The following is a 24836-nucleotide window of genomic DNA, read 5'->3' on the forward strand; positions in this document are numbered from 1 at the left end:
TGGGGTGGGCTCGACCGCTATCGAAAAGAGCAGAGACACCCGAGGGCGGCGTGGTTGTGCGCGAGAGAGCGCAGAGGTTCGTGCTTTGGCGTGCAGCGGGGCTCACCAAGCTGTTTCTGAACGTTCCACTGGTCGCGTAAAGGCGACGGTTTACTGCAAAACCAAATTTCAGTGATATTTTGTGTGGTGGCGGAACTCCTCGCCCGATTGACCCGACTAGTTCAAGCGCCCCAAACTTGGGCACTTTCACTGTCAAAGAAGGTGTATGCAGTGTCCGAACCAGCGGTTTTTTGGTGCTTGGCGAGGAGGCCGTCCAAAGCTTTTAGATTTTCGTCGTCTGGTTTGTAGACACCGAAATATATGTGCTTTGCTTTGGACGTAAAAATGGCACGATAGATATGAGCGTCGTTTTCATCCGCGCTGTGACCATAAACAAAAATCGTTGCAGAACTATGCCGAAGGGTCTCGTAACAGTGACGTAGATAAGCGATGGAATTGATTTTCCGCATCTTCTGCACGCTGGTCCCTTCTGCAACATAGATTGGGAAACGATGCTTTTTAGCGATCGTGCTTGTGATTGTTGAGATGACGCCCGACCCGGTATCTACCGCTTTCAGGATTTCCCCGGCCCCGTTGTCGAAGAGATGAAGGCCACCATGAAGGTTATATAGGTGGCAGTATGCGCCTTCTGAAAAAGGACCTATGAAGCTACCCGTCGGTGTGCCGAGTCCGAATCCGTCCTTCAGAATGCGCTTTTCCAAATTGACCCAATAGAGGAGCAAGTCATAGTTGAGCGTGAAAACAGTTGAGAATTTCTCTAGGAAGGCGGCGCTGCTCGTGTATTGGGGGTCAAGATCCTCCCGGTGTTTTGGGTGGGTCGTATTGATGGCCTGAACTAGAGCCTCGCGGATTTTCTGTGCGTGGTCTTCGAGCTCTTTGGCATGTGCGTCATTTCCATAGGCGGTCTCGACCACGACTGCCCCCTCCAACGCTCGCACAACGGCCTCGAAATCGGTAGTGGTCAGTGCGGCGAACAGGTTGCGCAGCGGCGTGCCCTCATCGAGGCCAGACTTTTCTAACAACGACTGGTAATTGAAATATCGCGCGGAAAAACCGTTGCCGATCAAAAGAGCGCGATCATCACCATCGGTCGCTTCGATTGCTCTTTGGAATTCAATGACTTCCGGCATAATTGTTTCCATCCTGATTAACTGTTTTCGTCGCATTTCGTAGATAAGTTTAAATATGTTCCACAGGTGCAGTGAGTAGCAATCTCGAACGGCTGGTTTCAGGCGATATTGCGAGGTCTAGTGGCGATATTGGGCCAATCTGCGATGGGAAGCTCGGGGTAAACTGATCGCTGTTCATCCTAATACTTCTGCTTTTCAGGAATGACCCCACGCACGCCACCGCGGGGCTCTGCCACGTCCCCCTTCCGACGCGGGATTAGGTGGACATGGACATGGAAGATGGTCTGACCGGCCTCGGCCCCGGCGTTGATCCCGACATTGAAGCCGGTGACGGCGGGGTCCGCGGCAAGAATTTGCTCGCGCTGTTCCTTGAGCAACGCCTGGATCGCGTTCAACTCGGGCTGATAGAGCTCGAAGTAATCGGCCACATGCCGCTTGGGGATGACCAGCGTGTGCATTGGGGTAACGGGAAATCCGTCACGGATCGCGTAGCAGAGCTGGTTCTCGGCGATGATCCTGTCTTCGCCGATCCTGCAAAAAAGACAGGCCTCCTCTCTGACGCCATAGGAGGCCAGCACGTCCCGGAAATCGGTATCGTCCCTGTCTCGTTTGTTCGTGTTGCATGTGACGCAGAGCGCCTGAAAGTTGCTCAAGTCGTCGCTGCCGCCTTTGGAACGTGGCATGATATGATCGACATGCAGGGCAGACTGTTCTTCATGGGCCCCGCAAAGCTCACAACGGTGCTTGGCGCGCTTGAGCACCTCATACCGGACCGAGCCAGGAACATAGCCATCCGCAATGCCGCGGTGCCCCCAAATGCAATCGCCTCGCAGGCCGATATAGACGGACAGACATTGCTGGCAGAGTTCAATGAGTGCAGCAATTTCCTGCTCAGACAGATCGCTGGCCGCCAGCCTGTATCCGACAATTCGTCGTCCATCTTTGACCGGCTCTCCGGACATCGGCTGCATTTGGTGCCAAAGTCGGCTTTGGGCCGAGCCTGTATAGCCATCTCGTCTATGAATTTGCGGCGATGCCCAACGCCATTTCACGATGCGTGACCCGATGGCAATTCGCACAGAGACACTGCAAATCTTCCAGCTTTGTCTCGTGCCCAGGAACCATGTCTTTCACTTGGATCAGCGCATGATGAACCTCTATGCAAGAGTCGCCTACATATGGCCCATAGGTCGATACGGGTCGGAAGCCGCATCGTTCGCAAAATAGCTCTCCGTGCTCACGGACGAACGCAGCCTTTTTCTGTCGCGACAGCCCACTCGCGCGTTCGCGCTGTATGTGGACAACGATCTTTGGGTTGCCTTCGATCGCTGATCTGTCGCCGTCATCTAGTGGAATGTCCCGCAGTGCCTGCTGCATCGCTTCTGAAGAAAGCGATTCGCTAGGTTTCCCAACAATGTGAAATCCAGCAGCTTGGATGATCTCAAAGCATGGCTGGCTGAACCCTGAGCTGAAATGCTGCGGGAATGCTTCAATGCCGAGAGCCTCCTCCAGGGCAAGGCCAAAAACTTTCTTTGGAGCAAGCCGCGTGCCGTCAGGGAGCAGAACATCGTAGTCCGTCGACTCCGAAAAATTGGGCACATCCTCACCGGCCAGAATTCGCTCAATCGATCGCCGAATGTGATCGCGAGCAACCTTTCTGAGTTGATCACTTGGCAGCCGTTCAATTATTGTCGGCGAGGCTTCCTCGACTGACCACTTCATCAGTTTGAGAGTGGTACGAATGCTTGAAAGAGAGCGCCCGGATATCTCGAAACGCAGCGCTTTTGTGGAGTTCCCGCCTTTTGAATTCAGTTTCTGTCCCCAACGCTTTGCTCTCTGCCGAATCAACTTCGCAACATCCTCATCAGGCAGCCCGGTAAGTTCATCTGAAGTTGCGAGCGTGCGGGCGACTTTCGAGCTGTGTCGGGCCACGGTGCTATCCAGAAGTACGCGTCCAATAGTCGAATTGGTGCCCGTATCTTGCGCGCGAAGTCGCCGGATGATTGTTAGTAAAGCTTCTTCGTATTCTGTGTTTCTGGCGGGCCTGCCACCAGTTGCCCCACCACGGCTATGCAACAGAACATCCGTTCCATCGAGCTCGATCCGTGCGTCGTATCGATCACGCCACTCTGAGTCTGAGATGCAATAAATCAAAGGCTACCCACTCTTTGTTTGTAAAAGGATGGCGCTGCCTTCGCAGCAAGCGCAAGTGAAAGGTAGCATGCAAGTCGAATACCAACTTCGGCAATGACTTTTGGGTCAGCGACCGCGTGAACCACAAATAGGGCCGTGTCAGAGGAACTTTCTTGCCGGCTGAGTTTGCGCCGACTAGCGTCACCGGATGACAAAACCCAGCCCCTTTCGCTATTCCAAAACATCACCCGAGATCATCCGCCTAGCGGTGATGCTGTATGTCCGGTTTCCACTTTCGCTTCGCAACGTCGAAGACCTCCTGCATGAGCGCGGCATCGACGTCAGCCATGAAACGGTGCGGTTCTGGTGGAACAGATTTGGACCGATGTTTGCAGCCGAAATCCGTCGTAATCGGGCGAGCCGGATGCGGGCGCACTCGAACTGGCAATGGCACCTAGACGAGGTTTTCGTGAAGATTAATGGTGAGACGCATTATCTGTGGCGCGCCGTCGACCACGAAGGCGAAGTGCTGGAAAGCTATGTTACCAAACGCCGGGATCGCAAAGCAGCATTGAAATTCCTAAAGAAATCAATGAAGCGATACGGCAATCCAGAAATCATCGTGACCGATAGATTGCGCTCCTATGGCGCCGCAATGAAGGTCATCGGCATTGCACCGAAACAGGAAACAGGCCGCTGGTTGAACAACAGGGCCGAGAATTCGCATCTGCCGTTTCGACGACGAGAACGGGCGATGCTCCGCTTTCGGCAGATGCAAAGTTTGCAAAAATTTGTCGCCGTCCATTCTTCAATTCGCAACCATTTCAACCAGGAGCGCCACCTTTACTCACGGAGCAATTTCAAGCTGAACCGAACCGCTGCTCTCTCCGAGTGGCGCCAGTTGGGCGTGGCATAAGGGGCAGCCTCTCTGTCCTTGCAGAGACTGGTTCGCATTGGTCTGACACCACCGCCATTATACCTTTTTTCTGATTTAGTTGGGTTGTCTTGGACGGGCATTTTGCTTTCTTTTGTTGAGTATAATGACCTTTTAGCTTTATGTTGGATTTCTTTCGATTACATGTGCATTCTTACCTTGCGTAGTATGGAATGTGGTATTTGTGATGGCCCTGTCAGGAACGCTGAACAGGAGACGCGTCGTGAAGGATGATTCAATGCCTCTTTCCAAATTTGGTATCAACAACGACTACGCAAAGCTGACTGATGTTTTGCTGGGCAAACCCGAGTATTTTCGATGGGTCGAAGCAGGCCCGTTGATTGGGCGCACATTGGCCAATGCCGGTAGAACCGGACATAAGTTCGATCTGCAACTGGCTATGAAGCAACACTCGGAAATGGTGTCGATCTACGAAGAAAACGGCGTGACATGTCATTACCTGAATGCGGACGAGGTGCTGCACCGCAACTTCTTTGCGCGCGACAGTTCAGCGATGACGCCGTGGGGGCCGCTGGTATGCCATATGCAGTTGAAGTGCCGCCGGGCAGATTACGCAACGGTCATCAAATTTTATCTGGATCACAACATCCCGATCTGGAAATTTGCCACCGCCGGGCATTTCGAAGGAGGGGATTTCAATATAATTGAACCGGGCCGCGTTCTGATCGGGTATTGTGGTGAGCGGTCGGAAAAAGAAGGCAGCGAACAAGTGGCTGACTTTGTGCGCGCGGAAGGCTGGGAGGCGGTGACCGCCCCCATCAGCCGTGAATTCGTACACATGGACGGGCTGATTGTTCCGTTGGCGGAAAAGCTGGTGGTTGCCTGTATCGACGCGATGGAACCATGGTTGGTGGATATCGTGCGGGGTTGGGGTATTGATATCGTCGATGTCGAGTATCGCGAGGCGAAAGACCTTGGCGTCAACCTAGTCGCACTGGGCAATAACAAAGTGTTGTCGATGGCAGGATCCACGGATCTGAACGCTAAGATGCGCGCCTTGGGGTTCGACGTCTATGACCCGGATATGTCGATGTTCACGTTGGGAGGTGGCGGTGTGCATTGTCTGTGTCAGGCACTTTGCCGCGAAGACGCATAATCGACCTCTTGCGCATAGATCGCCGACGTCTATGCCCCCTGCAAATATGGCTAAGTCACAACGAAGCCAAAAGCGCCGGGTATGAGCATCTCGAATCTACCACAGCAGGTGGACGCTTGCGGTGAACATTCCATATCGTGGTTCAACGGGCCCGTTGCACCTGCTCATTTGCTCTCGGGCATTGCTGCGCAATGCCTTGCCGGGCAGCGGACAGCACCGGCATCAAGGTCGAGGGAGAGGGATGCTTACGCGCGTTCCAAGCGGCGCGTCTGGCGTAAGATCCACATCGGTATTGATGAACAGACGCTGAAAGTCAGAGCAGTCGAGATCGCCGCAGCAACACCGGGGATGCACCGATTTTGCCTCATCTACTCGACCAAATCCCCCGCAATCAGGAGATTGGCAGTGTGACCGCGGATGGAGCAAACGACAGGCGCAGACGCCACAATGCTATCGCTGACCGCGGAACTGCCGCAGTCATTGCGCCGCGCAGAAATGCCCAGCCATGAAAGCCAAGCGTTGCCGGTACCATCGCCAGGAACGACGCACTCCGCGCATCATGGTTGCCTGCGCCATGTCACACGCCGGGCCGTGGTTACCCCTGCATCATTGGGGCTGATATGGGTTTTCCATATGATCGTGCGGCAAAATTGGGGGCATTTTTCACCTAAAACTGGTACCCAAAACCTTGTATTGGGCTTAGGCATATCTTCAAGAAAAGTCGACAAATCTGCATTGCGGTCCTGCAACAGGTCTTAGTGAAAACTGCTCTCGCGACAGCATTGTGAAATCAAGCACGTCAGACTTCCTAGCGTAACGAGTTTCCAAGGGAGAGTGATCGTGAAAAGAGTTTTTGCCGGCGCCGCCATTTTGCTCATGGCGGCGTGCCCGGCCATGGCCGACAAGGCCAATCGGCGTCATGCAATTCTTTCACGGCTCTTTGCCCGCTAAGGCGGCGTCTACTGGTGCGGTCGTCGACGTGATCCACGCTCGTTCGGGCTTTCAGCCCGTTGTGTCAGGATGGGCCATGTACTCCCGGCCCTTTAGCATGGCCTTCCAATAGATCGGCGGCAGCATCTTTTCCTTCAAAAACCAAGCGGCGCGACTGGGTTTGGTGCCGTCGATGACCCATTTGGGAAACGACGGCAACAACTTGCCGCCATAGCCGAACTCAGCCAGCACGATCTTGCCGCGTTCGACCGTCAGCGGGCAGGAGCCGTAGCCATCGTAATGCGCCACGGCAGAGCCGCCATCTATATCCGCCACAATATTATGGGCCACAACCGGAGCCTGCTTGCGCGCGGCGGCAGCCGTCTTGGCATTCGGTGCCCCGCAGGCATCGCCGAGCGCCCAGATGTTATCGAACTTTAGATGGCGGAGAGTTGCCTGATCGACATCGACCCAGCCTGCCTCATTTGCAATTGGTGAAACGCGAATGAAATCTGGCGCAGTCTGTGGCGGCACCGCATGCAACATGTCAAACTCCACAGTCTCGTCCCGTACGTTTCCGTCCGCGTCCTTGACCGCGAAAACTGCAGTCTTTGCTGCGCCATCCACCGATTTTAGGGTTTCATTAAACTTGAGGTCTATTCCGTAACGCTCGACGTATTTCATCAGGGCCGGTACGTATTCCTTCACGCCGAAGAGAACCGCGCCAGCGTTGCGAAACTCGATGTCGATCTTGTCTAGAACGCCGGTCCGCTGCCAGTGATCGGCAGAGAGATACATCGCCTTTTGCGGCGCACCGGCACATTTGATCGGCATCGGCGGTTGGCTAAATACGGCGCGCCCGGAATTCAAACCCTGCACCAGTTTCCAGGTATAGGGGGCCAGATCGTACCGGTAGTTGCTTGTCACCCCGTTGCGTCCCAGCGTTTCCGTCAGCCCCTCGACGCCGTGCCAGTCCAGCTTCAGTCCCGGTGCCACAATGAGCCGCTTGTAGCCGATGACGCGGCACCCTTCGACGATCACGCAGTTCTTTTCCGGCTCAAATGCCACAACGGCAGCCTTGATCCACTCGACCCCCTTCGGGATCAGATGAGCCGTGGCTCTTGCGGTCTGTTCGGGTGTGAAGACACCTGCGCCGACCAGTGTCCAGCCAGGTTGGTAATAATGGGCCTCGGACGGGTCGATGATCGCGATGTCCAGATCAGCTCGCCGCGCCTTTAGACTCGCCGCCGTGGCGATTCCGGCCGCACCGGCACCGATGATGAGGATATCATGCGTAACGTCGGGGGTGTCCGAGGCAGAACCGTTACCTGCCGCGATCCGCCGGGCCGCGCCGCTGAGGTCATAGCCTGCCTGCTTTCCGATTTGGAGAATGGTCGGAACCGCCGTCCCGTCGCGACCTTCATTAATCGCCCAGAGCGTCGCCGAGCGTGTCCCGGTCCGGCAAAAGGCCAGCACACGCCCGTCCGCTTCGGTCACAGCGGATTGCATTGCGGCCACGTCATCGTCCGTCAAGGCGCCTGCGGTGACCGGGACATGTACTGCCTTGAGCCCGGCCTTTTTTGCAGCGTCCTGAATTTCCGCGAATGTCGGTTGGTCCGATCCTTCGCCATCGGGACGGTTCGAAATGATGGTGCCAAAGCCCAGCGATTTGATTTGTTTCATGTCCGTCAAGGCGATCTGCGGCGACACGGACAGGCGATCTGTCAGTTTCTTCGGTACCATTGGTTTTTCTCTCCCAGCGTATGTTTTTCGATTTACAGTCGCCCAATCGGCACCTTGAGCATCGGATTGCCGTCCTTGTCGGAAGGCACCTCACCAGCGCGCATATTGACTTGCAGTGACGGAATGATCAGCCGCGGCATCGCGAGCGTGGCGTCGCGTTCGGTGCGGAACTTGACGAATTCCTTTTTGCTCTTGCCGCCGCCAACGTGGATGTTGTGGGCCTTTTCTTCGGCCACGGTAGTTTCCCATTGAACGTCGCGGCCGCCGGGGCCGTAATCATGGCACATGAACAGCCGCATTTCGTCCGGTAGGGACAGGACCTTTTGTATGCTGTCGTAAAGCGTGCCCGCATCGCCGCCGGGAAAATCCGCTCGCGCCGAACCACCATCGGGCATGAACAACGTGTCGCCAACGAAAGCGGCGTCGCCCATCACATGGGTCATGCAGGCCGGCGTGTGACCGGGGGTGAACATCGCGAAGGCGGCCAGTTCCCCGATCTGGTAGGTATCGCCATCCTGAAACAGCCTGTCGAACTGACTTCCGTCGCGTTGGAACTCGGTATCTTCGTTAAAAACCTTTCCGAACGTCTCCTGCACGGCCATGATCTCGTGGCCTATACCAATCTTCCCGCCCAGTTCCTGCTGAATATAAGGTGCGGCGGACAAGTGGTCGGCGTGGACATGGGTTTCGATGATCCATTCAAGCCGCCAGCCATTCTGTCTGACAAAGTCGATCATCCCGTCTGCGTGGTCAGAGGTGATACGCCCGGCGGCATAGTCGATGTCCATGACGGAATCGATAATCGCGCAACTGTCCGAGGCCGGGTCTTTGACGATATAGGAGATCGTGTTGGTCGCCTCGTCAAAGAAGCTGTGGACGGCGGGTTTCGTGTCCATTTCAATTGGATAATGTGGCATTTCGATATCTCCTCGAGTGAAGTCAGGTTCTCGCGGCGGCAGATGCTGCGCCAAGAGATTGAATGAATTTCGCCAACAAGATCCCGGCCATCATGGCAATGGGCGAACAACAGAACCTTCCAGCGGCCAGTGAAATCTCATTGGTTACACTCCGATAACATGGCGCAGGATTTAGACGGCAATGGCGGTGGCAGTCATGAAGGTCAGCAGCGCGCCAATCGAGAGCGGCGACAGCCGCGCCTTGCCGCAAACCCCACCACCAACTGCAACCAACGTTCTTTGCCATGGTCAGTTCTTTTAAAGAATCAGCGTCGGGATCATCTTGGCCAATAAGGGACGGTTTTCTCGGTGATTTCATCACCGTTCGCCGGTAGAGCGCGCCAATCGATCAAGCGCCGCGCATACGACCAGCCGGGTTTGCTGCAGTGCTGCTCGATCCAGCTTTGGCGCTGAAACTCGGAGAGCGTGCGCGAGATGACTTCCCGCGCAGCTCGGTGCAAAGCACCTGCTGCGTCGCTTGGACAACGTTATTGTCGGCCACCTCCAGCAACCGCGGCGCAGGCTGCACATACATCAAAGCCCGGTCCCGAGGTTCAAAGTTCCTCGGGCTGGTCCGTCACCATGAATTTCGCGCTGTAGGTCTTCTCTCCGAGCCGCTCGATCAGGTCGAGTTGCAGTTCCAGCCAAGCCTTATGACCCTCTTCGTCCAGAACGATCTTTTCAAACAACGTCCGCGACCCAATATCGCCCAATTCAGCAGCATGCTGCGAGGCTTTGGTATAGACAGCAATAGCCTCTTCCTCGTCCGCGAGATCAGAACGGAACATATCCGGCAGCGACTCCGCTTTACGTGGTGCTTTGTAGAAGGCAAGCTCGGGGGTTGCCTTGAGGAACATGAGCCGTGCTATGAACAGATCTGAATGGCCCAGTTCTTCGGTCATCTCCTCGCGCATCTGCGCGGCGAGCTTTGTCAGGCCCCAGTCTTCCAGAACATGCGAATGAAGTTGATACTGATGGGCGGCGGTCATTTCCATTTTGACGGCCTGGTTCAGAAACTCGATCAGTTTAGAATTTGACATTTTAACACTCCTTTTATGCTGTATTTCGTTAATTGCGTAGGTTTGGAATATCTCACCCATTGCGAGTCCCCGGCGGGTGTTTCTGTCTTGGTGCAAGCGTTTGTTATGTGGTGAGATGTGCCAACAGATCGGATAGATGATCCATCGGGCACCGTTTGCGTTCATGGGCGAGGCATGAATGGGGCCCGTGGCGCCCTTCCCGCGGGGCGTTGCACGACAGGCTCAATAAGCAAGCCGTTCAGAAGCTGAGAACTCTGGTATCCGCCGCCATCAGCCGCTGGGCCATCTCTGCCGGATCGGCAACGCCAACACCATCGAGCAGCGCGGTCGAGTCCAGTGATTTGCCGGGCAAGTAGATCGCGCAAACCTCAGTCGTCGCGCCGGTTTTTTCACGGATCATCTGCATCAGGCCCTGCGGACTCATGTCCTTGGGCGGCTGCCCGGCGGTCGCGCTTGCGGGGGCATCCTTCAGCGCCAGATCACCGGCAGGACCACACAGCATGATATGCGCCTTCGCGCCCTGTTGCGCGGCCTGCATAGTCAGCACCATCGCCATCAGCTGTGTCTGCGGCTCGGCCGAAGTGACGACAGTCACCAGATTTTGGACCGGCTCTGCCATCGCAGCGTCCGAGGCCAGAAGTGTCGAGGTGGCTACACCGGCTGCAAGAAGTGTCTTTTTCATCTGTTTGATCCTTTTCCCATCTTCAGATTTTCATTCATGGAGGCGCCGCGATAGGGCGGGCGATCACCAAGTGAGCGTCACAACATCGTCCTGAAATAGCTGCGCGCCAGTGCGGTCGGGGTTGCCCACTTCGAGGCCCGGCAGCAGATCACCTTGGACGACATTGTATTGCTTCATGCACATTGGGCACACGAGGATGGTCGCGCCGCCGTCGAGCAGTTTTTGCAGCGTTGCTTGCTGATCGCCGAATTGTTCCGCATTTGCCTGGGCCGCTGCCATAACACCACGGTCATTCAGAAACACAGTCAGCGGATGGCCGCGCTCCAACTGGTTGCCGCCAAATGCCAGCGCCATATTCACACGGTGGCCGTCATCCGAGGTGAGGTTGATGAACAGCGGATCGTCATCACCAGCAAAAACGGCACCGGTGCAAAGAAGGGCTATTGCGGCAGCTGCCGCGACAGTTTTCAATTTGAACATTGGTTATCTCCGTTTAGTTGAGGTTGCAGATAAAAAGGATGTTAGGTTGTGACGCCTTTCGGGGAGTCATCCACGCCAGGATCGTCCTTTTCCCACAGCGCGCGGTCGCCTTGCATTTCAAGCCACATCGCGTTGACCACGGCAAAAACGGCGGCAAGCGGCAGGCCGAGCATCCAAGCAAAATACCACATGTTAGGTTCCTTTCTTTAGTAGGCGGAGCTGGAGTCAGTCACATCCGCTTCGGTGACCTTGCCCCAGAGCACTTTGTAGACCCATGCCGTATAGGCGAGGATGATCGGCATGAAGATTGCTGTGGCGACCAGCATTACAAACAGGGTCTGGTGCGAGGACGAGGCGTCCCAAACTGTCAGCGACGAGCGCGGATCGAGCGATGAGGGCAGGATGAACGGAAACATCGTCAACCCAACCGAGGAGATAGAGCCGAAAATTCCCACCTTTGACCAGAGCAGTGTCGTACCTTCACGTCCGGCGCGCAGGCCGACCACGGCCATCACCATACCGAGGAGTCCCAGTGCAGGTGCCAGCGTGATCCACGGACGTGCCGCATAGGCGGAAAGCCAGCTTTCGGTGCGCACCACCTCTGAATAAAGCGGGTTTGACGGCCCGTTTGCCACGGCTTCTGTTGTCAGGGCATAGCCTTCAATCCCGACGGCGAGCCAGAGGCCGGCCAACACATATCCGGCGATAGTCAAAAGACCGGACCACGTACCGATAGCGCGTGCTCGTGACGCTACCGGGCCTTCGGCCTTGAGTGATAGCCAGGCGGCACCGTGCGTGGTGAGCATGGACAGAGACACCAAGCCCGCCAATAGAGCAAAGGGGTTCAAAAGGCCTGCGAACTTGGCATAGAACGCACCCTCATAGCGGGCGAAAAGGTCAGGTGTCAGCTCAAAGGGTACCCCCTGTAACACGTTGCCCACCGCGACACCAAAGATCAGCGCAGGCACCGCTCCTCCGGCGAAAAGCGCCCAATCCCATGTGCTGCGCCAGCGCTCGTCCTCGCGTTTGGAGCGGTATTTAAACGCCACGGGGCGAATGATAAGAGCGGCAAGGATGACAAACATCGCAAGGTAAAAGCCGGAAAAACTAACCGCGTAGAGCGGTGGCCAGGCGGCAAAGATCGCGCCGCCGCCGAGGATGAACCAGACTTGATTACCTTCCCAGACCGGACCAATCGTGTTGATCACGATGCGGCGTTCAACATCTGTTTTTGCTACGAAGGGCAGCAGAACGCCAACGCCCATATCGAACCCGTCAGTGAGCGCGAAGCCAATCAGCAGCACACCCAGCAACAGCCACCAGGTCACACGCAGCACATCGTAGGAGATCAGTTCATAGAGGATCATGGCAATTGCTCCGCTGGTGTTTTGGGAAAAGGGCCTTTGCCGTCATTCGTGCGCAGTCGGTATTCGTGGCGCGCGGTCCATATCTCGCTCTCTTCGACATCTTCGACCGGCCCGCGGCGGATGTATTTCAGCATCAAACCCATCTCGACAATGAACAGGATCGTGTAGAAGATCATAAAGCCTGCGAGTGTCAGCAACAGATCGGCGACCGACAGATGGCTAACCGACAATGCCGTTGGCAGCACCCCGTCCACCGTCCACGGCTGGCGACCATATTCCGCCACGATCCAGCCCAGCTCGGCCGCGATCCATGGTGTCGGAATGATCACCACAGCGCCCCAGAGCGCCCAACGCGGATAGACTTGGCCACGAAAACTGGAGCGCCAGAAGAAGTAGGCCATTACTGCAATGAAACTGAAGCCAAGAGCGACCATGATCCGGAAAGACCAGAAAAGCGGCCATACGTTCGGTATCGTATCGTTAGCAGCTTGATCAATCTGCCCTTCTGTAGCCTGACGAGGGTCGTCCAGATAGCGTTTGAGGAGGTAGGCATAGCCAAGATTGCCACCATGCTCCTCGAAGGTTTGGCGTACGGAAGCCGACGTCTGGTCTCGTTCATCACGGATTTGCATCAGCGCGTCATACGCAATGATACCGGACCGGATGCGATCTTTGGATTCTGCAACCAACTCGTCGATGCCAGGAATGACCTCGGTCAACGACCGCGTCCCTATCAGGCCCATTACCCAGGGAATCTTGATCGCATAATGCGTCTCGCGCGCTTCCTGATCGGGAAAACCGATAAGATTAAAGGGCGCGGGGGCGGGTTCTGTCTCCCACATGCCCTCTATGGCGGCCATCTTCATTTTTTGGTTATGTGAAACGTCATAGCCGGATTGGTCACCCAAAAGGACAACGGACAGAGCGGACGCAAGACCGAAGGACGCCGCTACTGTAATCGAACGGCGGGCCAATTCAATGTGACGCCCCTTCAGCATGTACCACGCGGAAACGCCCAACACGAAAACTGCTGCCGTGACATAGCCCGCCGAAACGGTATGCACGAATTTAGCCTGCGCGACCGAGTTGAACATCACCTCGAAAAAGCTGGTCATCTCCATTCGCATCGTCTCTGGGTTGAACTCGGCACCCACCGGATTCTGCATCCAGCCGTTGGCGATCAGGATCCAGAGCGCAGAAAAGTTCGACCCGATCGCCACCAGCCACGCCACGGTCAGATGTCCGACCTTGCTTAGCTTGTCCCAGCCGAAAAAGAACAGCCCCACGAATGTTGCCTCAAGGAAGAAGGCCATCAGACCTTCCAGCGCCAGAGGTGCGCCGAAAATATCCCCGACGTAGTGACTGAAGTAGGACCAGTTCATGCCGAACTGAAATTCCATGGTGATGCCGGTGGCTACGCCAAGCGCGAAATTGATGCCAAACAGCATGCCCCAGAACTTGGTCATCTGCCGCCAGATCGGGCGACCCGTCATGACATAGACCGTCTCCATGATCGCGACGATCACCGACAAACCCAAGGTCAGCGGCACGAAGAGGAAATGATACATTACTGTCGCCGCAAATTGCAGGCGCGACAGCTCGACAATGTCGAGATCCATTTTTGGTTCTCCTTATTCGCGAGGCAAAGTGGCGCTATGGAAATTCCGACCCCAGTGCCGACACTCAATTATCTTAAGGATATATGGGTATGCCAATTCCGGTCGGTGACATTGTCATAGATCAATTGAGAATCGTCTATCGAACACCGAATGATCCGCGCCGCGATGAAGGACCGCCAGAATCGCCGCTTCTGGCAGAGCCGCTTGAATGCCCGACAGAACACGGGACGCCGTTTCCGGATCCAGCCCTTCGGTCGGCTCATCCAGTAGTAAAAGCTGGGGTGATTTCAGGATTGCCCGCGCCAGTGTCAGTCGCCGCGCTTGTCCCCCCGAGAGGCCCGCACCTGCCTCTGCCAACATAGCGTCCAATCCGCCGCGCTCCCGGATTACATCGTCCAGCGCTACCGCAGTCAAAGCGCGCCACATCTCGTCATCGCGCGCATCTGTCGCAAGGTACAAGTTCTCACGGACGGTGCCGGCGATCAACGCACTGCGTTGCGGCACCATTGCAACGACGTCGCGCAGTGCCGCCTCGGGCCAATCCCTGGGATGCCGCCCAAGGATGGCTATTCCGTTACTCTCGGCAAGCCCGGCAATCTGCATGAGCAAACTTGTCTTGCCGCAGCCACTTGGCCCGGTCAGGGCAATGGCATCTCGGGCATCAAGGTCAAGGCTCAGATTCGACTTGCGAATTGAAAGGATCGGCACGTTCTTCAAATCCATCGCAGTCCTTTCGGATATATCGGGCTGGGTCTTTGCCTCCCCACCGATCCGTCGGGCGGCACCGACCATCCTGCCGTAATCTGAAAAACCACGTCTCAACTGCAGCAGCGTTTCTGCCAGCGCCAAGGCAACAAAGACGCTGATGGCACCGACTGCCGGACCTACAAGTCCGCGTGCAACCATCCACTCGCCGGTCAAAAGCGCAAGTCCGGTAACCGCAGCGAACAGCGCCGACAGCGCAGCCCCGGCATTACGGTCTGCCAGATCCAGCGCCCGCGCGGCCGTGCGGGTGTCCGAGTTCAGATCCATCAGCGCCGCTTCGCGCTTGCCAAGTCTTGCATCGAGGATAAGCGATTGGCGGTTCCGGATCATATCGATCACCCCGCGCCGCAGCTTCTGATCCTGCGCCTCGACCGCATCCGAGGGTTGGATGCTACGCCGCGCGAGACGCCAGAAAATTAGCGCTGCCAAGGGAATATAACCGCCCAAAACGGCCCACGCGACTGGCCAGCCAGCCAGCCACCCCAGCGCAAGAAACACCAGTGCGTGGGTGGCGAGCGCCGCCAGCCCCGGCAGCAACAGCCGCAGAACAACACCGTCAAGCGCATCTACGTCGGATACGATCCGCGTCAGCACCGCCTCGCTGCGCAGGCTGGCCAGATCACGGTCGCCCAGCCGCGCCTGCCGCCTCAGCAGCGTCACCCGAAGCGCCGCCAGCGCCCGCAGAGTCGCGTCATGAGTCAAGATTCGTTCCCCGTACCGCGCGGCTGTGCGGCCAAGTGCCAGAAACCGCACCCCGGCAGACGGGCGAAACACATCGAAGGCGATCCCAATCCCAGCGATCCCAGCGATCCCCGTAGCGGTTATGAACCAGCCGGAAAGACCTAGCAGCGCCGTCCCCATCAGCAGAACAATGATTGACAACGCCGCCCCCCGCACCATCGCCCAAGGAGATGCTGACACAAGCAGGCGAACGATAGGTAAAAGCGCCTTCATGGCAGAATCTCTATAGATCGGTCCATCGCATCCGCTAGTACCGGATCGTGGGTCGCGACGATCAGACTGTGCCCACCCTCCTTCAGCCGGATTAGGGCGCGGATAACTTGTGCCGCCGTTTCGGGGTCAAGATCCGCTGTCGGCTCATCGGCAATGATCAACTCACGTCCGCTCAGGATCGCGCGAGCGACCATCAAACGCCGCGCTTCGCCGCCCGATACGCCGCCGCCAGTCTCCCCCAGTCGGGTATCAAGCCCGTTTGACAGTCGCCGCGCGACCTCGTCCGCTTCGGCCAATTTTAGGGCTGGCCAAGGGTCTGCGCCCTTCCCATCGGGGGCAAGCCAGTCGCGCAACGTCTGATCAGGGAAATGCGGCGTTTGCGGAATCAGCGCGATACGGGCGCGCCATGCATCGGCGGTGCCTGCGTCCAACGTCTGATCGCAGACTGATATGGCCCCCCTTGCAAGCGGAACCAGCCCTGCAATTGCGGCAAGGGCGGTGCTTTTACCAGTACCGCTGGGGCCGGTCAGCGCCAGCGCCTCTCCGGCACTCAGGTGCAAATCTGGCAGTGGCACATTGCGCCCCGGTAGCGCAGCGACGGCCCCCAACAGCGACAGCGTCAGGGGACCGGGCAGTGGGGGGGCTTCATCGGCAACGCCGACAAAACCCATCCGCTCTGCCGCGTCCAGCGCGTCCAGATCAGCAACTACCGACAGCCCCGCAGCCCGGTCATGCCAGGCGGCGGCCAAGTCGCGAAAGGGTTGAAAGAACTCCGGCGTAATGAGCAACAAGAACAATCCCTCACCAAGCCCGAGCGGCGTGCCCCAACTCCCGAACTGGATCACTCCCAGCAGGGTGAAGCCGACAAAGACCGCGACCATCGCAACGCCGATGGCGCTGAACAATTCAAGCACGGTGGAGGACAGGAAAGCCACACGCAATACAGCCATGGTGCGAACGCGCAGCGCTTCGGCGCGGTCTGAGAAATCTGCAGCGGCACGTTCCGTTGCCCCTAGAAGCCGGATGTCGAGCATGGCTGAGAGGCGATCCATCAGCATCGTGTTCATTGATCCAACTTCGTCCATCTGGCGGCGCGATGCCTCTTCCGCCGCCATCCCTACAAGTGCCATGAAGACCGGAATCAGTGGCCCAACGACCAGCAGAATTAACCCCACCACCCACGAGAACCAGAACGCCAAAGCCAACAGGACTAAAGGCAGTATCGAGACCCGGACCATCGCAACGTAATAGCGGGTGACCCAAGGCTGAAGCAGCGGCAATTTCTGCACGATCAAGGCGGCGATCTCGGCCGAACTGGTATTGGCCCGCGCACGCGCCTCGCGCCCGATCAAAGCCGCGCGTTCACGGGTGATCGTTTGGTCCGCGGCATCAAACAGCCATTTTCCGGCGCGACGGTCGAGCCCCGCACGAACGATCCCGCCTAACACAAAGATCAGGGCGGCAGGGCCAGTACGGCTAATGTCACCCGACACCCACCCCAAAATGGCCCATGCCAATGCTGCCGCCTGAACAGGCCAGATCAACCCCGCCATAACCGCAAGCGTTCCTGCGATGCGCAGAGGCCTAGACACCGGTGCAATAATGCGTGTGCTCGCCCGCTGGCGGTCGGTCGATGTTCTTTGCCGTTTTGGTCCGGTCATTTTGGTCCGGTCATTTCTATACTCATTTACGCATCGTTGGACCTGAACGAACCACTGGGTCGGCCCCATTGCAACCCGCCATAGTGCGGCCGCAGCCGTAAAGCGGTGACCGGGGTGTTCAGCACTTCGCATTTATGGCTTCAATTTGTTGTCAAATCTGGACACATGGCTTCCATGGTCGTGCATTTATTGCTGGTCGCCAGTTTGACCTCGCCATTGCTGCTTTAAGGAAGCTTCAATTGAAAAAATACTCCCTGCCAGCCCTGTCACAGCTTCATACCTTCGAAGCAGTCGCCCGGCGCATGAGTTTTACCACGGCAGCGGACGAGCTTTGCTTGACCCAAAGCGCGGTGAGTCGGCAGATCAAGTCTCTGGAGACCAATCTGGGCCAGCCGCTGTTCCGGCGTCGGCACCGGGCCATTGAGTTGACCCGCGAGGGCCGCCTGCTTCTTGACGCGGTAACGCGGGGGCTGGATGAGATTTCCCAATGTATCAGCAGTTTGCGATCCGCATCCGAGGCACCGCAGATCACCGTGGCCGCCTCGGTCGCCTTTTCCTACTACTGGTTAATGCCCCGGTTAGAGCGGTTTGCCGAACGCTGCCCCGAGGTCGATCTGCGCGTCCTGGCGACGGATCAGAAGGTCGACCTGGGCCAAGGGGATGCAGATGTCGCGGTGCTATATGGCGATGGCGGCTGGGACGGGATCGAGACCCGGCGGCTGTTTGGCGAGCGAGTCTACCCTGTGTGCAGCCCCGGATATCTGCGCGCTCACCCGGAAATGCAGAGCCCGGGCGATGTTCTGGATCAGACACTGCTGCATCTGGATGGCGGCGGCACCATCTGGGGCGCGGTGGATTGGCGCGTATGGCTGGCCCGGCAGGGCGTTACGGGGCAGCCCCTGCGCCGGGGCATTCGCCTCAACAGCTATCCGATGGTTCTGCAGGGGGCCGAGGCCGGGCGGGGCGTCGCGCTGGGCTGGAGCTATATCACCGACGCCATGCTAGCGACCGGACGGCTGATCTGCCCTGTCGACAGGCCGATCGAGACCACCAACAGCTATTACATCGGCGCATCCCTAAAGAGGCTTTCGGACCCGGCTGTCGCGGGATTTCTGGAGTGGATCATGGACGAATGCGCCGATTGACGCGCTTTCGCATGACCTGCGGGAATGTTTTACATTCATAAAGATCGCTTGAGTAAACCGATTTTTCCAAGGCTAGTGAACCTCAGTTAACGCGCGAGGTTTCCCATGCCTGTCACCGCATCCCGAGCACCCAATCGCCGCAGTCGCGGCAAACCGGATGCAGTCCCCTTTGTCCCGCCCATCAGCCCCGGAATGATCGGTGGGCGGTATCGCCCGCTAACTGGCCCCGAAATGGAGCGCGTACATCAACTGGTGCTGTCGCTGCTTGCCGATCTGGGGCTGTCGCAGGTCACCCCCAGCCTTCAGGCGCGCGCCGTTGCTGCGGGCTGCGATGTGGATGATGCTGGCCGCCTGCTCTTTCCCCGCGGCTTGGTCGAGGATGTGATCGCGCGCACGCGGCGCAAGTTCACGCTCCACGGGATCGACCCGAAACACGATATCGAAATCGGCGGCGGGCGGGTGCATGCGGGCACCGGCGGCGCGGCGCCGACGATCATGGATTTTCACAGCGGCAAATACCGCGAGAGCACCGTGGCTGACCTCTTTGACATTGCCCGGCTGGTGGACCAACTGGACAACATCCACTGGTATCACCGTTCGGTCGTCGCGCGGGATGCGAAAACCATCCTCGATCTGGATATCAATACCACCTATGCGTGCCTTTCGGGCACGTCCAAATCCATCGCCGTCAGCTATACGGACAGCGCCAGCGTCAGGGCCGTCATGCCCATGCTGGATGCGGTGGCCGGGGGCGAGGGCAAGTTCCGCGAGCGCCCGTTTTGCACTGCGGTTTGCTGCCACGTGGTGCCGCCGATGCGCTTTGCCACCGAAAGCTGCGAGGCGCTCGAGGCGGCGATTCTGGCCGGGATGCCGATCCTGCTGGTTGCAGCTGGTCAGGCCGGGGCCACGGCGCCCGCCGCGCTGGCCGGGGCCGTCGCGCAATCCTGCGCCGAGGTGCTGGCCGGGCTGATCCTGTGCAACATCATCGATCCCGAGTGTCGGGGCATCTTTGCCACATGGCCCTTCGTAAGCGACCTGCGCACCGGTGCAATGTCGGGCGGCTCAGGCGAGCAGGCCTTGCTGTCGGCTGCATGCGCCCAGATGGCCGGATTTTACGACCTGCCCAATTCGGTGCCCGCCGGAATGACCGACAGCAAACTGCCCGACATGCAGGCGGGGGGTGAAAAGGGCTATACTATTTCGCTTGCGGCGCATGCGGGGGCGTCGATGATCCATGAATGTGCAGGCATGCATGGATCGCTCATGGGTACCAATTTTGAAAGCTACGTTCTGGACAACGATCTGATCGGGGCGATCCTGCGCACCGTGCGCGGTGTCGAGGTCACCGAGGACACGCTGAGCTTTGACGTGATCCGTGATGTCGTGCTGGGAGAGGGGCATTACCTTGGGCATCCGCAAACCTTCAGCCGGATGAAGACGGATTACCTCTACCCAAAGATCGCCGACCGGCGCAGCATCAGCGCGTGGGAGGATGCGGGCGCCCGCGATGCCCGCGACGTCGCCCGCGATACGGTGCAGCAGATTCTGGCCGAGCATTATCCTGCCCATATCCCCGAAGCGGTGGACCGGCAGCTTCGCGAGAATTTCAACATCATCCTGCCCCGAGATAGGATGCGCGCTGGAAACGGAAGTTGGTAGACCAAGACGGAAAGGATAGCGAGATGCAGTCTCACGCAAAGGTGGTGATCATCGGCGGTGGCATGATGGGCGTGGGCCTGGCCTATCACTTGGCCGAGGAAGGCTGGAGAGACATCGTGCTAATCGAGAAGGGTGAGTTGACCAGCGGCTCTACCTGGCACGCGGCAGGGCAATGCCCCAGCTTTATCAGCAACTACAACATGGCCAAGATCCACCACTATTCCAACACGCTCTACCCGCGGCTGGAAGAGATCACCGGCCAGCCGGCGGGATGGCATGGCTGCGGCGGCATCCGCCTAGCCACCACGCAGGAAGAGGTGGACTGGTTCCGCCATGTCGCCGGGTTTTCGGCTAATGTGGGCTTTCACATGGAAATCATCGGCCCGGACCGGATCAAAGAACTAAACCCCTGGCTAGAGACCGATGGCATTCTTGCCGGGGCCTACACGAACATGGACGGCCATGTGGACCCCTCCAGCGCCTGCAATGCCATGGCCGCCGGCGCGCGCCAGTTCGGCGCGACGATTCTGCGCCGCACGCGCGTGACAGACATCAAGCTGCTGCCCTCGGGCGAATTCGAGGTGACGACCGACAAGGGAAACATCACTTGCGAACATGTCGTCAATGCCGCCGGCTGCTATGCGCGCGAAGTCGGTAAGTGGGTGGGCGTCGAGACGCCGATCACCAATATGGAGCACCAGTATCTGGTGACCGAGCCGCTTGCGGAATTCGCAGGCTCGGATTTCGAGCTGCCCGTGATGCGCGATCCGGCGACAGCAGGCTACTACAGGCAGGAGCAAAAGGCCGGGCTGGTCGGCATCTACGAACATTTCGGTAGCCGCGAGGCCTGGGCGGGCCGTGGCGGATTTCCCGAATGGAACAGCGAGAACGAACTTTTCGAGGGCGATATCGACCGCATCGCGCCTTGGCTGGAAAAGGCGCTGGAGCGGATGCCGATCTTTGCCAATGCGGGCATCAAGCGCATCATCAACGGTGCAATTCCCCATACGCCCGATGGAAACCCGCTGGTCGGCCCCGCCCCCGGACTGCGCAATTACTGGCAGTGCTGCGGGGCGGCCATCGGCATCGCGCAGGGGGCGGGCACCGGCAAATACCTGGCGCAGTGGATGATACATGGCGATGCCGAGATCAACATGCACTGCGTCGATCCGCGCCGCTTCGGGGCCTATGCGGACCCGGATTATACCCGTGCCAAGAGCTTCGACGATTACGAAAACATGTTCGAAACCCCGCTGCCGGGGCGCGAGATCCATGCAGGCCGCCCCAGCCGGGTGTCGCCGCTTTACGAGCCGCTCAAGGCCAAGGGCGCAGTTTACACCGAGGTCTATGGCTGGGAGCGGCCCAAATATTTCGCCCCCAAAGGGTTCGAGGAAACGCTGCAGTATCGCCGCAACAACGTCTTTGACATCGTGGCGCAGGAGGCCCAGGCCGTGCGCGAGCGTGTGGGTCTCATGGACCTTTCCAGCTTTGCCAAGTTCGATGTTACCGGCCCGGGCGCCGAGGCGCTTTTGGACGGGCTGACCGCCAACAAGTTGCCGAAAAAGATCGGCGGCATCACCCTGACCCATGTTCTGTCGGATAATGGCCGGATCGACGGCGAATGGACCGTCACGCGGCTCGCCGATGATCGCTTCTATGTGTTGACGGGTGCTGGCACCGAGCGGATGGCGCTCGATCAGCTGACTTTTGCTGCAGACGACGTTGTGACCATCGCCAATGTGACCGATGAGTTTGGCATGCTGGTGGTTGCCGGTCCGAAGGCGCGCGATGTGCTGGCGCCTCTCACCGATGCCGACCTGAGCAATGCGGGCTTCCGCTGGCTCTTTGCGCGGGAGATCAAGATCGCGGGTATTCCCGTGCGCGCGCTGCGCGTGAATTACGTGGGCGAGCTGGGCTGGGAGTTGCACGCGCCCATGGCCGAGCTGGCAAGGCTCTACGACGCCATCTGGGCCGAAGGAACGGCGCATGGCATCGCCGATTTCGGCGTGCAGGCAGTGAATTCCCTACGGATGGAAAAGGGCTATCGCGGATACGGATCGGAGCTGACCAACGAGATCACCTTGATCGAGGCCGATTGCACTCGCTTCTATGCCCCCGAAAAGGGCTATTTCAAGGGCCGCACCGCAACAGAGACTGTGCGCCTGAAGGGGATTGCCACCAAGCTGGTCTATGGCGAGGTGGCCGCCACCGATTGCGACATCTATGGCGGCGAGGCGGTGATGCATGGAGATAGCGTCGTGGGCGTCTGCACCTCGGGCGGCTACGGCCACGCCACCGGCAAGAGTCTCGTCTTTGCCTATGTGGAGCCGGACGCCACCGATGGCCTAGAGGTTGTCATTCTGGGCGAACGCCGGGCGCTGACACTTCATGACACTCCGGTCTGGGACCCCGCGAATGCCCGACAGAAGGCTTAACTAAGTGTCAGGTTGTGAGGGATGAACCGCCGTTCGTATCGCCTGCGGCAGTCAGCGAAATGTGTTCGAAGCCAAAGCCGGACCTTCCGCCCTTTCAAACGGCGATGGCCTTCAAAACCGTGCCAACTCCATCCGGACTTCCCTCTTCACCCGTCCGTGTTGGAACGATTGGGAGACGATAAGGTGTTAACGTCGATGAGATGAAACCGTACAGACCGAAGCAACGGCGGGCTCATCCCGGCGCGAAGGATTTCAACGAATTATATCTCGTTTTTCATATCCTAATTTCTGTTTCTTTCTGTTGCACCATCGCTGGTTTGAAAATTAACCGTGGACATGTACTTGGTATTACCCACCTCGAATTTGGCCAGCGCGGCGTCGGCAGCCTAGGTCAGGGCAATTGTGAGTGGGAGGTTTTCATGACGTGGTATTCTCTGCTTAGCCACGTTCCCAGTTCAAACTTAGCCGCCGACCGGCATTGCTTGCACATCCGAATTTCGCGGTGCAAGCGCGTAAACACCTGTCGCGGAACGACCGCCACCAATGCAACTGCAAAGCCTAGCGGCAGAAATGGCCTGCGGCGGCGGGATCAGACCAGAGACTGTTACAGCGCGCCCACCCCATCGCGTAGATTGAAGCTGTAACCCGATTTTGACGATGCGTGCGGGTGGGCCGACGGCAGCCGCCCCACCCCGCCATGACAAGGCCGGGTCCATTTGGGCGGCCTTTAGCTTGCTTAGGTGAATGTGTCGGCAACGATGCTGGCATACCAGCCGTGTGCATCCTTTGCCTCCTTGCCGCGATACTTCTGATTGGCTCCCAGCGGGCTTGTGCCGCTTGCATTTTCTATGGGCGCGACCTTGCCTTCCTTGACCTCGTACATTGCCGCGACAGAAATTGCGTATTCCGGTGCAAGTAGACTGTAGCAGGCGTTGATGTAGACGGGGTCGCCAACCGGATCACCTTGCATCAACGCGCCGATGGCAGCGGCGCAAACCTTGGCTTCGCTGTTCGCGATCGTGGCGGATTTAGGCAAACCGGTTGATGCGGCGTCGCCAATCACGTGAATGTTCTGCTGGCCACTCACCACCAGCGACGTGGGATCCGCTGGACACCAGCCGGACTGGTCGATCAGTCCCGCCGCTTCGGCGATAGCGCCGGCTTTCTCCGGCGGGATCAAGTTAAGCACATCGCCCACATGCCGACTGCCATCTGCACAGATGAGCGTTTTTTGCCCGACATCGACGCCCGTCACGCGGCCAAATTCTGCCCCTTGGACGCGTTCGATCATACCGGGATAGAGGCTTGACCAGCCTTCCTCGAACAACGCCTGTTTGGCGAAGCCGTCGTTAGCGTCAAGGATCAGCACCTTTGATCTCGGCTTGGACTGCTTGAGGTAATGCGCGATCAGGCTGACACGCTCGTAGGGGCCGGGCGGGCACCGGAAGGGCGAGGTCGGAATTGCGACGATCACAGTGCCGCCATCCTCCATTGCTTGAATCTGATCGCGCAGAAGCTGGGTCTGCGGGCCGGCCTTCCAAGCGTGGGGCATGACCCCCATCGCCGCCTCGTCATAGCCGTCGATCGCATCGAAACGGGTGGCGATACCAGGTGCCAGCACCAGACGGTCATAGCTGAGGGCCTGACCTTCGGCGAGGCTGACAGAACCGGCATCAGTGTCGATCCCTGTCGCGCGGTCGGCAACAACGTTGATATTATAGCCGTCCCGCAAGCGGGCATAGTCCACTGTCATGGCCGATAGCGGAGTCATGCCCGCGATCACCGTGTTACTAAACGGGCATGTAACATATTGGGGGTTTTGCTCGACCAGGGTAATATTAAGATCTGGATTGGCGCGGCGAAGATACTTGGCGCATGTCGCACCACCAAAGCCGCCTCCGACGATGACCACACGGCCACCTGCGCCAGCCTGTTGGGCGAACATCTGGGCTGGAGCGGCAAGACTGCCAAATGCCCCCGCCGCCAACGCTGAGCTAAAGGATCTGCGGGAAAGTTTCATGATCGG

19 protein-coding genes and 1 pseudogene are annotated in these 24836 nt (G+C 58.1%); 6 read left to right on the plus strand and 14 right to left on the minus strand.

What is annotated here, in order from left to right:
• Positions 1-221: 221 nt before the first annotated feature.
• From MK6180000_RS03195 to MK6180000_RS03205, 3 genes are all read right to left on the minus strand, one after another.
• Positions 222-1190, minus strand: a complete 969-nt coding sequence (locus tag MK6180000_RS03195; protein WP_212751870.1) for a DUF4917 family protein — start codon at positions 1188-1190, stop codon at positions 222-224.
• 179 nt (positions 1191-1369) lie between these two features.
• Positions 1370-2152, minus strand: a complete 783-nt coding sequence (locus MK6180000_RS03200; RefSeq protein WP_246040415.1) for an HIT family protein — start codon at positions 2150-2152, stop codon at positions 1370-1372.
• Positions 2153-2207: 55 nt separating this feature from the next.
• Positions 2208-3266: an HNH endonuclease gene (locus MK6180000_RS03205; protein WP_138933425.1), complete on the minus strand. Its 1059-nt coding sequence runs from the start codon at positions 3264-3266 to the stop codon at positions 2208-2210.
• Positions 3267-3531: 265 nt separating this feature from the next.
• On the opposite strand from MK6180000_RS03205, the gene MK6180000_RS03210 reads away from it, so the two are divergent.
• The 3 genes and pseudogenes from MK6180000_RS03210 to MK6180000_RS03220 all read left to right on the plus strand — a co-directional run.
• Complete coding sequence (locus MK6180000_RS03210; RefSeq protein ID WP_138933426.1) at positions 3532-4239, plus strand: IS6 family transposase; 708 nt, start codon at positions 3532-3534, stop codon at positions 4237-4239.
• A gap of 256 nt (positions 4240-4495) precedes the next feature.
• Positions 4496-5374 (plus strand): dimethylarginine dimethylaminohydrolase family protein, encoded by an 879-nt coding sequence (locus MK6180000_RS03215; protein ID WP_138933427.1) that lies wholly within the window; start codon positions 4496-4498, stop codon positions 5372-5374.
• Between the two features lie 112 nt (positions 5375-5486).
• Positions 5487-5880: pseudogene (locus MK6180000_RS03220) on the plus strand (transposase); the annotation flags it as partial.
• Between the two features lie 496 nt (positions 5881-6376).
• Here MK6180000_RS03220 and MK6180000_RS03225 read toward each other — a convergent pair.
• From MK6180000_RS03225 to MK6180000_RS03275, 10 genes are all read right to left on the minus strand, one after another.
• Entirely contained in the window at positions 6377-8047 is a 1671-nt protein-coding gene (locus MK6180000_RS03225) for a bifunctional protein tyrosine phosphatase family protein/NAD(P)/FAD-dependent oxidoreductase (RefSeq protein WP_138933428.1), read from the minus strand.
• 32 nt (positions 8048-8079) lie between these two features.
• Complete coding sequence (locus tag MK6180000_RS03230; protein ID WP_138933429.1) at positions 8080-8964, minus strand: MBL fold metallo-hydrolase; 885 nt, start codon at positions 8962-8964, stop codon at positions 8080-8082.
• 593 nt (positions 8965-9557) lie between these two features.
• Positions 9558-10043 (minus strand): bacterioferritin, encoded by a 486-nt coding sequence (locus MK6180000_RS03240; RefSeq protein WP_138933430.1) that lies wholly within the window; start codon positions 10041-10043, stop codon positions 9558-9560.
• Positions 10044-10281: 238 nt separating this feature from the next.
• A complete protein-coding gene (locus MK6180000_RS03245; RefSeq protein ID WP_138933431.1) occupies positions 10282-10725 on the minus strand; it encodes a DsrE family protein in 444 nt (147 codons plus the stop codon).
• Between the two features lie 63 nt (positions 10726-10788).
• On the minus strand, positions 10789-11205 hold the full coding sequence (locus MK6180000_RS03250) for a DsrE family protein (protein ID WP_138933432.1): 417 nt from the start codon (positions 11203-11205) through the stop codon (positions 10789-10791).
• Positions 11206-11246: 41 nt separating this feature from the next.
• Entirely contained in the window at positions 11247-11396 is a 150-nt protein-coding gene (gene cydX, locus MK6180000_RS03255; protein ID WP_138933433.1) for a cytochrome bd-I oxidase subunit CydX, read from the minus strand.
• Positions 11397-11411: 15 nt separating this feature from the next.
• Positions 11412-12572 carry a cytochrome d ubiquinol oxidase subunit II gene (gene cydB, locus MK6180000_RS03260; RefSeq protein WP_138933434.1) on the minus strand — a complete coding sequence of 387 codons (1161 nt, stop codon included), beginning with the start codon at positions 12570-12572 and terminating at the stop codon, positions 11412-11414.
• Complete coding sequence (locus MK6180000_RS03265) at positions 12569-14191, minus strand: cytochrome ubiquinol oxidase subunit I (RefSeq protein ID WP_138933435.1); 1623 nt, start codon at positions 14189-14191, stop codon at positions 12569-12571. The genes cydB and MK6180000_RS03265 overlap by 4 nt, the downstream gene beginning before the upstream one ends.
• 114 nt (positions 14192-14305) lie before the next feature.
• Positions 14306-15910, minus strand: coding sequence for an amino acid ABC transporter ATP-binding/permease protein (locus tag MK6180000_RS03270; protein ID WP_138933436.1), 1605 nt, complete (start codon positions 15908-15910; stop codon positions 14306-14308).
• On the minus strand, positions 15907-17571 hold the full coding sequence (locus MK6180000_RS03275) for an ABC transporter ATP-binding protein/permease (RefSeq protein ID WP_138933437.1): 1665 nt from the start codon (positions 17569-17571) through the stop codon (positions 15907-15909). Before MK6180000_RS03275 ends, MK6180000_RS03270 begins: the two co-directional genes overlap by 4 nt.
• A 239-nt stretch (positions 17572-17810) precedes the next feature.
• Here MK6180000_RS03275 and MK6180000_RS03280 point away from each other — a divergent pair, with 239 nt between their 5' ends.
• The 3 genes from MK6180000_RS03280 to MK6180000_RS03290 all read left to right on the plus strand — a co-directional run bounded on the left by MK6180000_RS03280 (position 17811) and on the right by MK6180000_RS03290 (position 22810).
• Positions 17811-18716 carry a LysR substrate-binding domain-containing protein gene (locus MK6180000_RS03280; protein WP_171054520.1) on the plus strand — a complete coding sequence of 302 codons (906 nt, stop codon included), beginning with the start codon at positions 17811-17813 and terminating at the stop codon, positions 18714-18716.
• Between the two features lie 105 nt (positions 18717-18821).
• Entirely contained in the window at positions 18822-20375 is a 1554-nt protein-coding gene (locus MK6180000_RS03285; RefSeq protein WP_138933439.1) for a trimethylamine methyltransferase family protein, read from the plus strand.
• Positions 20376-20398: 23 nt separating this feature from the next.
• A complete protein-coding gene (locus MK6180000_RS03290) occupies positions 20399-22810 on the plus strand; it encodes an FAD-dependent oxidoreductase (protein ID WP_138933440.1) in 2412 nt (803 codons plus the stop codon).
• Positions 22811-23546: 736 nt separating this feature from the next.
• Here the strand turns inward: MK6180000_RS03290 and MK6180000_RS03295 are convergent.
• The gene (locus MK6180000_RS03295) at positions 23547-24830 is read right to left on the minus strand and encodes an FCSD flavin-binding domain-containing protein (protein ID WP_138933441.1); all 1284 of its coding nucleotides are present in this window, start codon (positions 24828-24830) and stop codon (positions 23547-23549) included.
• Positions 24831-24836 lie beyond the last annotated feature (6 nt).

Source organism: Roseovarius arcticus (assembly GCF_006125015.1).
Classification (GTDB): Bacteria; Pseudomonadota; Alphaproteobacteria; order Rhodobacterales; family Rhodobacteraceae; genus Roseovarius; species Roseovarius arcticus.

Bases quoted from the DNA above. Each gene is read 5' to 3' on its own strand.
- MK6180000_RS03250 (WP_138933432.1), bottom strand. From the start codon at position 11,205: ATGTTCAAATTGAAAACTGTCGCGGCAGCTGCCGCAATAGCCCTTCTT.
- MK6180000_RS03295 (WP_138933441.1), bottom strand. From the start codon at position 24,830: ATGAAACTTTCCCGCAGATCCTTTAGCTCAGCGTTGGCGGCGGGGGCA.
- MK6180000_RS03215 (WP_138933427.1), top strand. From the start codon at position 4,496: ATGCCTCTTTCCAAATTTGGTATCAACAACGACTACGCAAAGCTGACT.
- MK6180000_RS03290 (WP_138933440.1), top strand. From the start codon at position 20,399: ATGCAGTCTCACGCAAAGGTGGTGATCATCGGCGGTGGCATGATGGGC.
- MK6180000_RS03275 (WP_138933437.1), bottom strand. From the start codon at position 17,571: ATGACCGGACCAAAACGGCAAAGAACATCGACCGACCGCCAGCGGGCG.
- MK6180000_RS03285 (WP_138933439.1), top strand. From the start codon at position 18,822: ATGCCTGTCACCGCATCCCGAGCACCCAATCGCCGCAGTCGCGGCAAA.
- MK6180000_RS03195 (WP_212751870.1), bottom strand. From the start codon at position 1,190: ATGCCGGAAGTCATTGAATTCCAAAGAGCAATCGAAGCGACCGATGGT.
- MK6180000_RS03200 (WP_246040415.1), bottom strand. From the start codon at position 2,152: ATGTCCGGAGAGCCGGTCAAAGATGGACGACGAATTGTCGGATACAGG.
- MK6180000_RS03225 (WP_138933428.1), bottom strand. From the start codon at position 8,047: ATGGTACCGAAGAAACTGACAGATCGCCTGTCCGTGTCGCCGCAGATC.
- cydB (WP_138933434.1), bottom strand. From the start codon at position 12,572: ATGATCCTCTATGAACTGATCTCCTACGATGTGCTGCGTGTGACCTGG.
- cydX (WP_138933433.1), bottom strand. From the start codon at position 11,396: ATGTGGTATTTTGCTTGGATGCTCGGCCTGCCGCTTGCCGCCGTTTTT.
- MK6180000_RS03210 (WP_138933426.1), top strand. From the start codon at position 3,532: ATGACAAAACCCAGCCCCTTTCGCTATTCCAAAACATCACCCGAGATC.
- MK6180000_RS03245 (WP_138933431.1), bottom strand. From the start codon at position 10,725: ATGAAAAAGACACTTCTTGCAGCCGGTGTAGCCACCTCGACACTTCTG.
- MK6180000_RS03265 (WP_138933435.1), bottom strand. From the start codon at position 14,191: ATGGATCTCGACATTGTCGAGCTGTCGCGCCTGCAATTTGCGGCGACA.
- MK6180000_RS03230 (WP_138933429.1), bottom strand. From the start codon at position 8,964: ATGCCACATTATCCAATTGAAATGGACACGAAACCCGCCGTCCACAGC.
- MK6180000_RS03270 (WP_138933436.1), bottom strand. From the start codon at position 15,910: ATGAAGGCGCTTTTACCTATCGTTCGCCTGCTTGTGTCAGCATCTCCT.
- MK6180000_RS03240 (WP_138933430.1), bottom strand. From the start codon at position 10,043: ATGTCAAATTCTAAACTGATCGAGTTTCTGAACCAGGCCGTCAAAATG.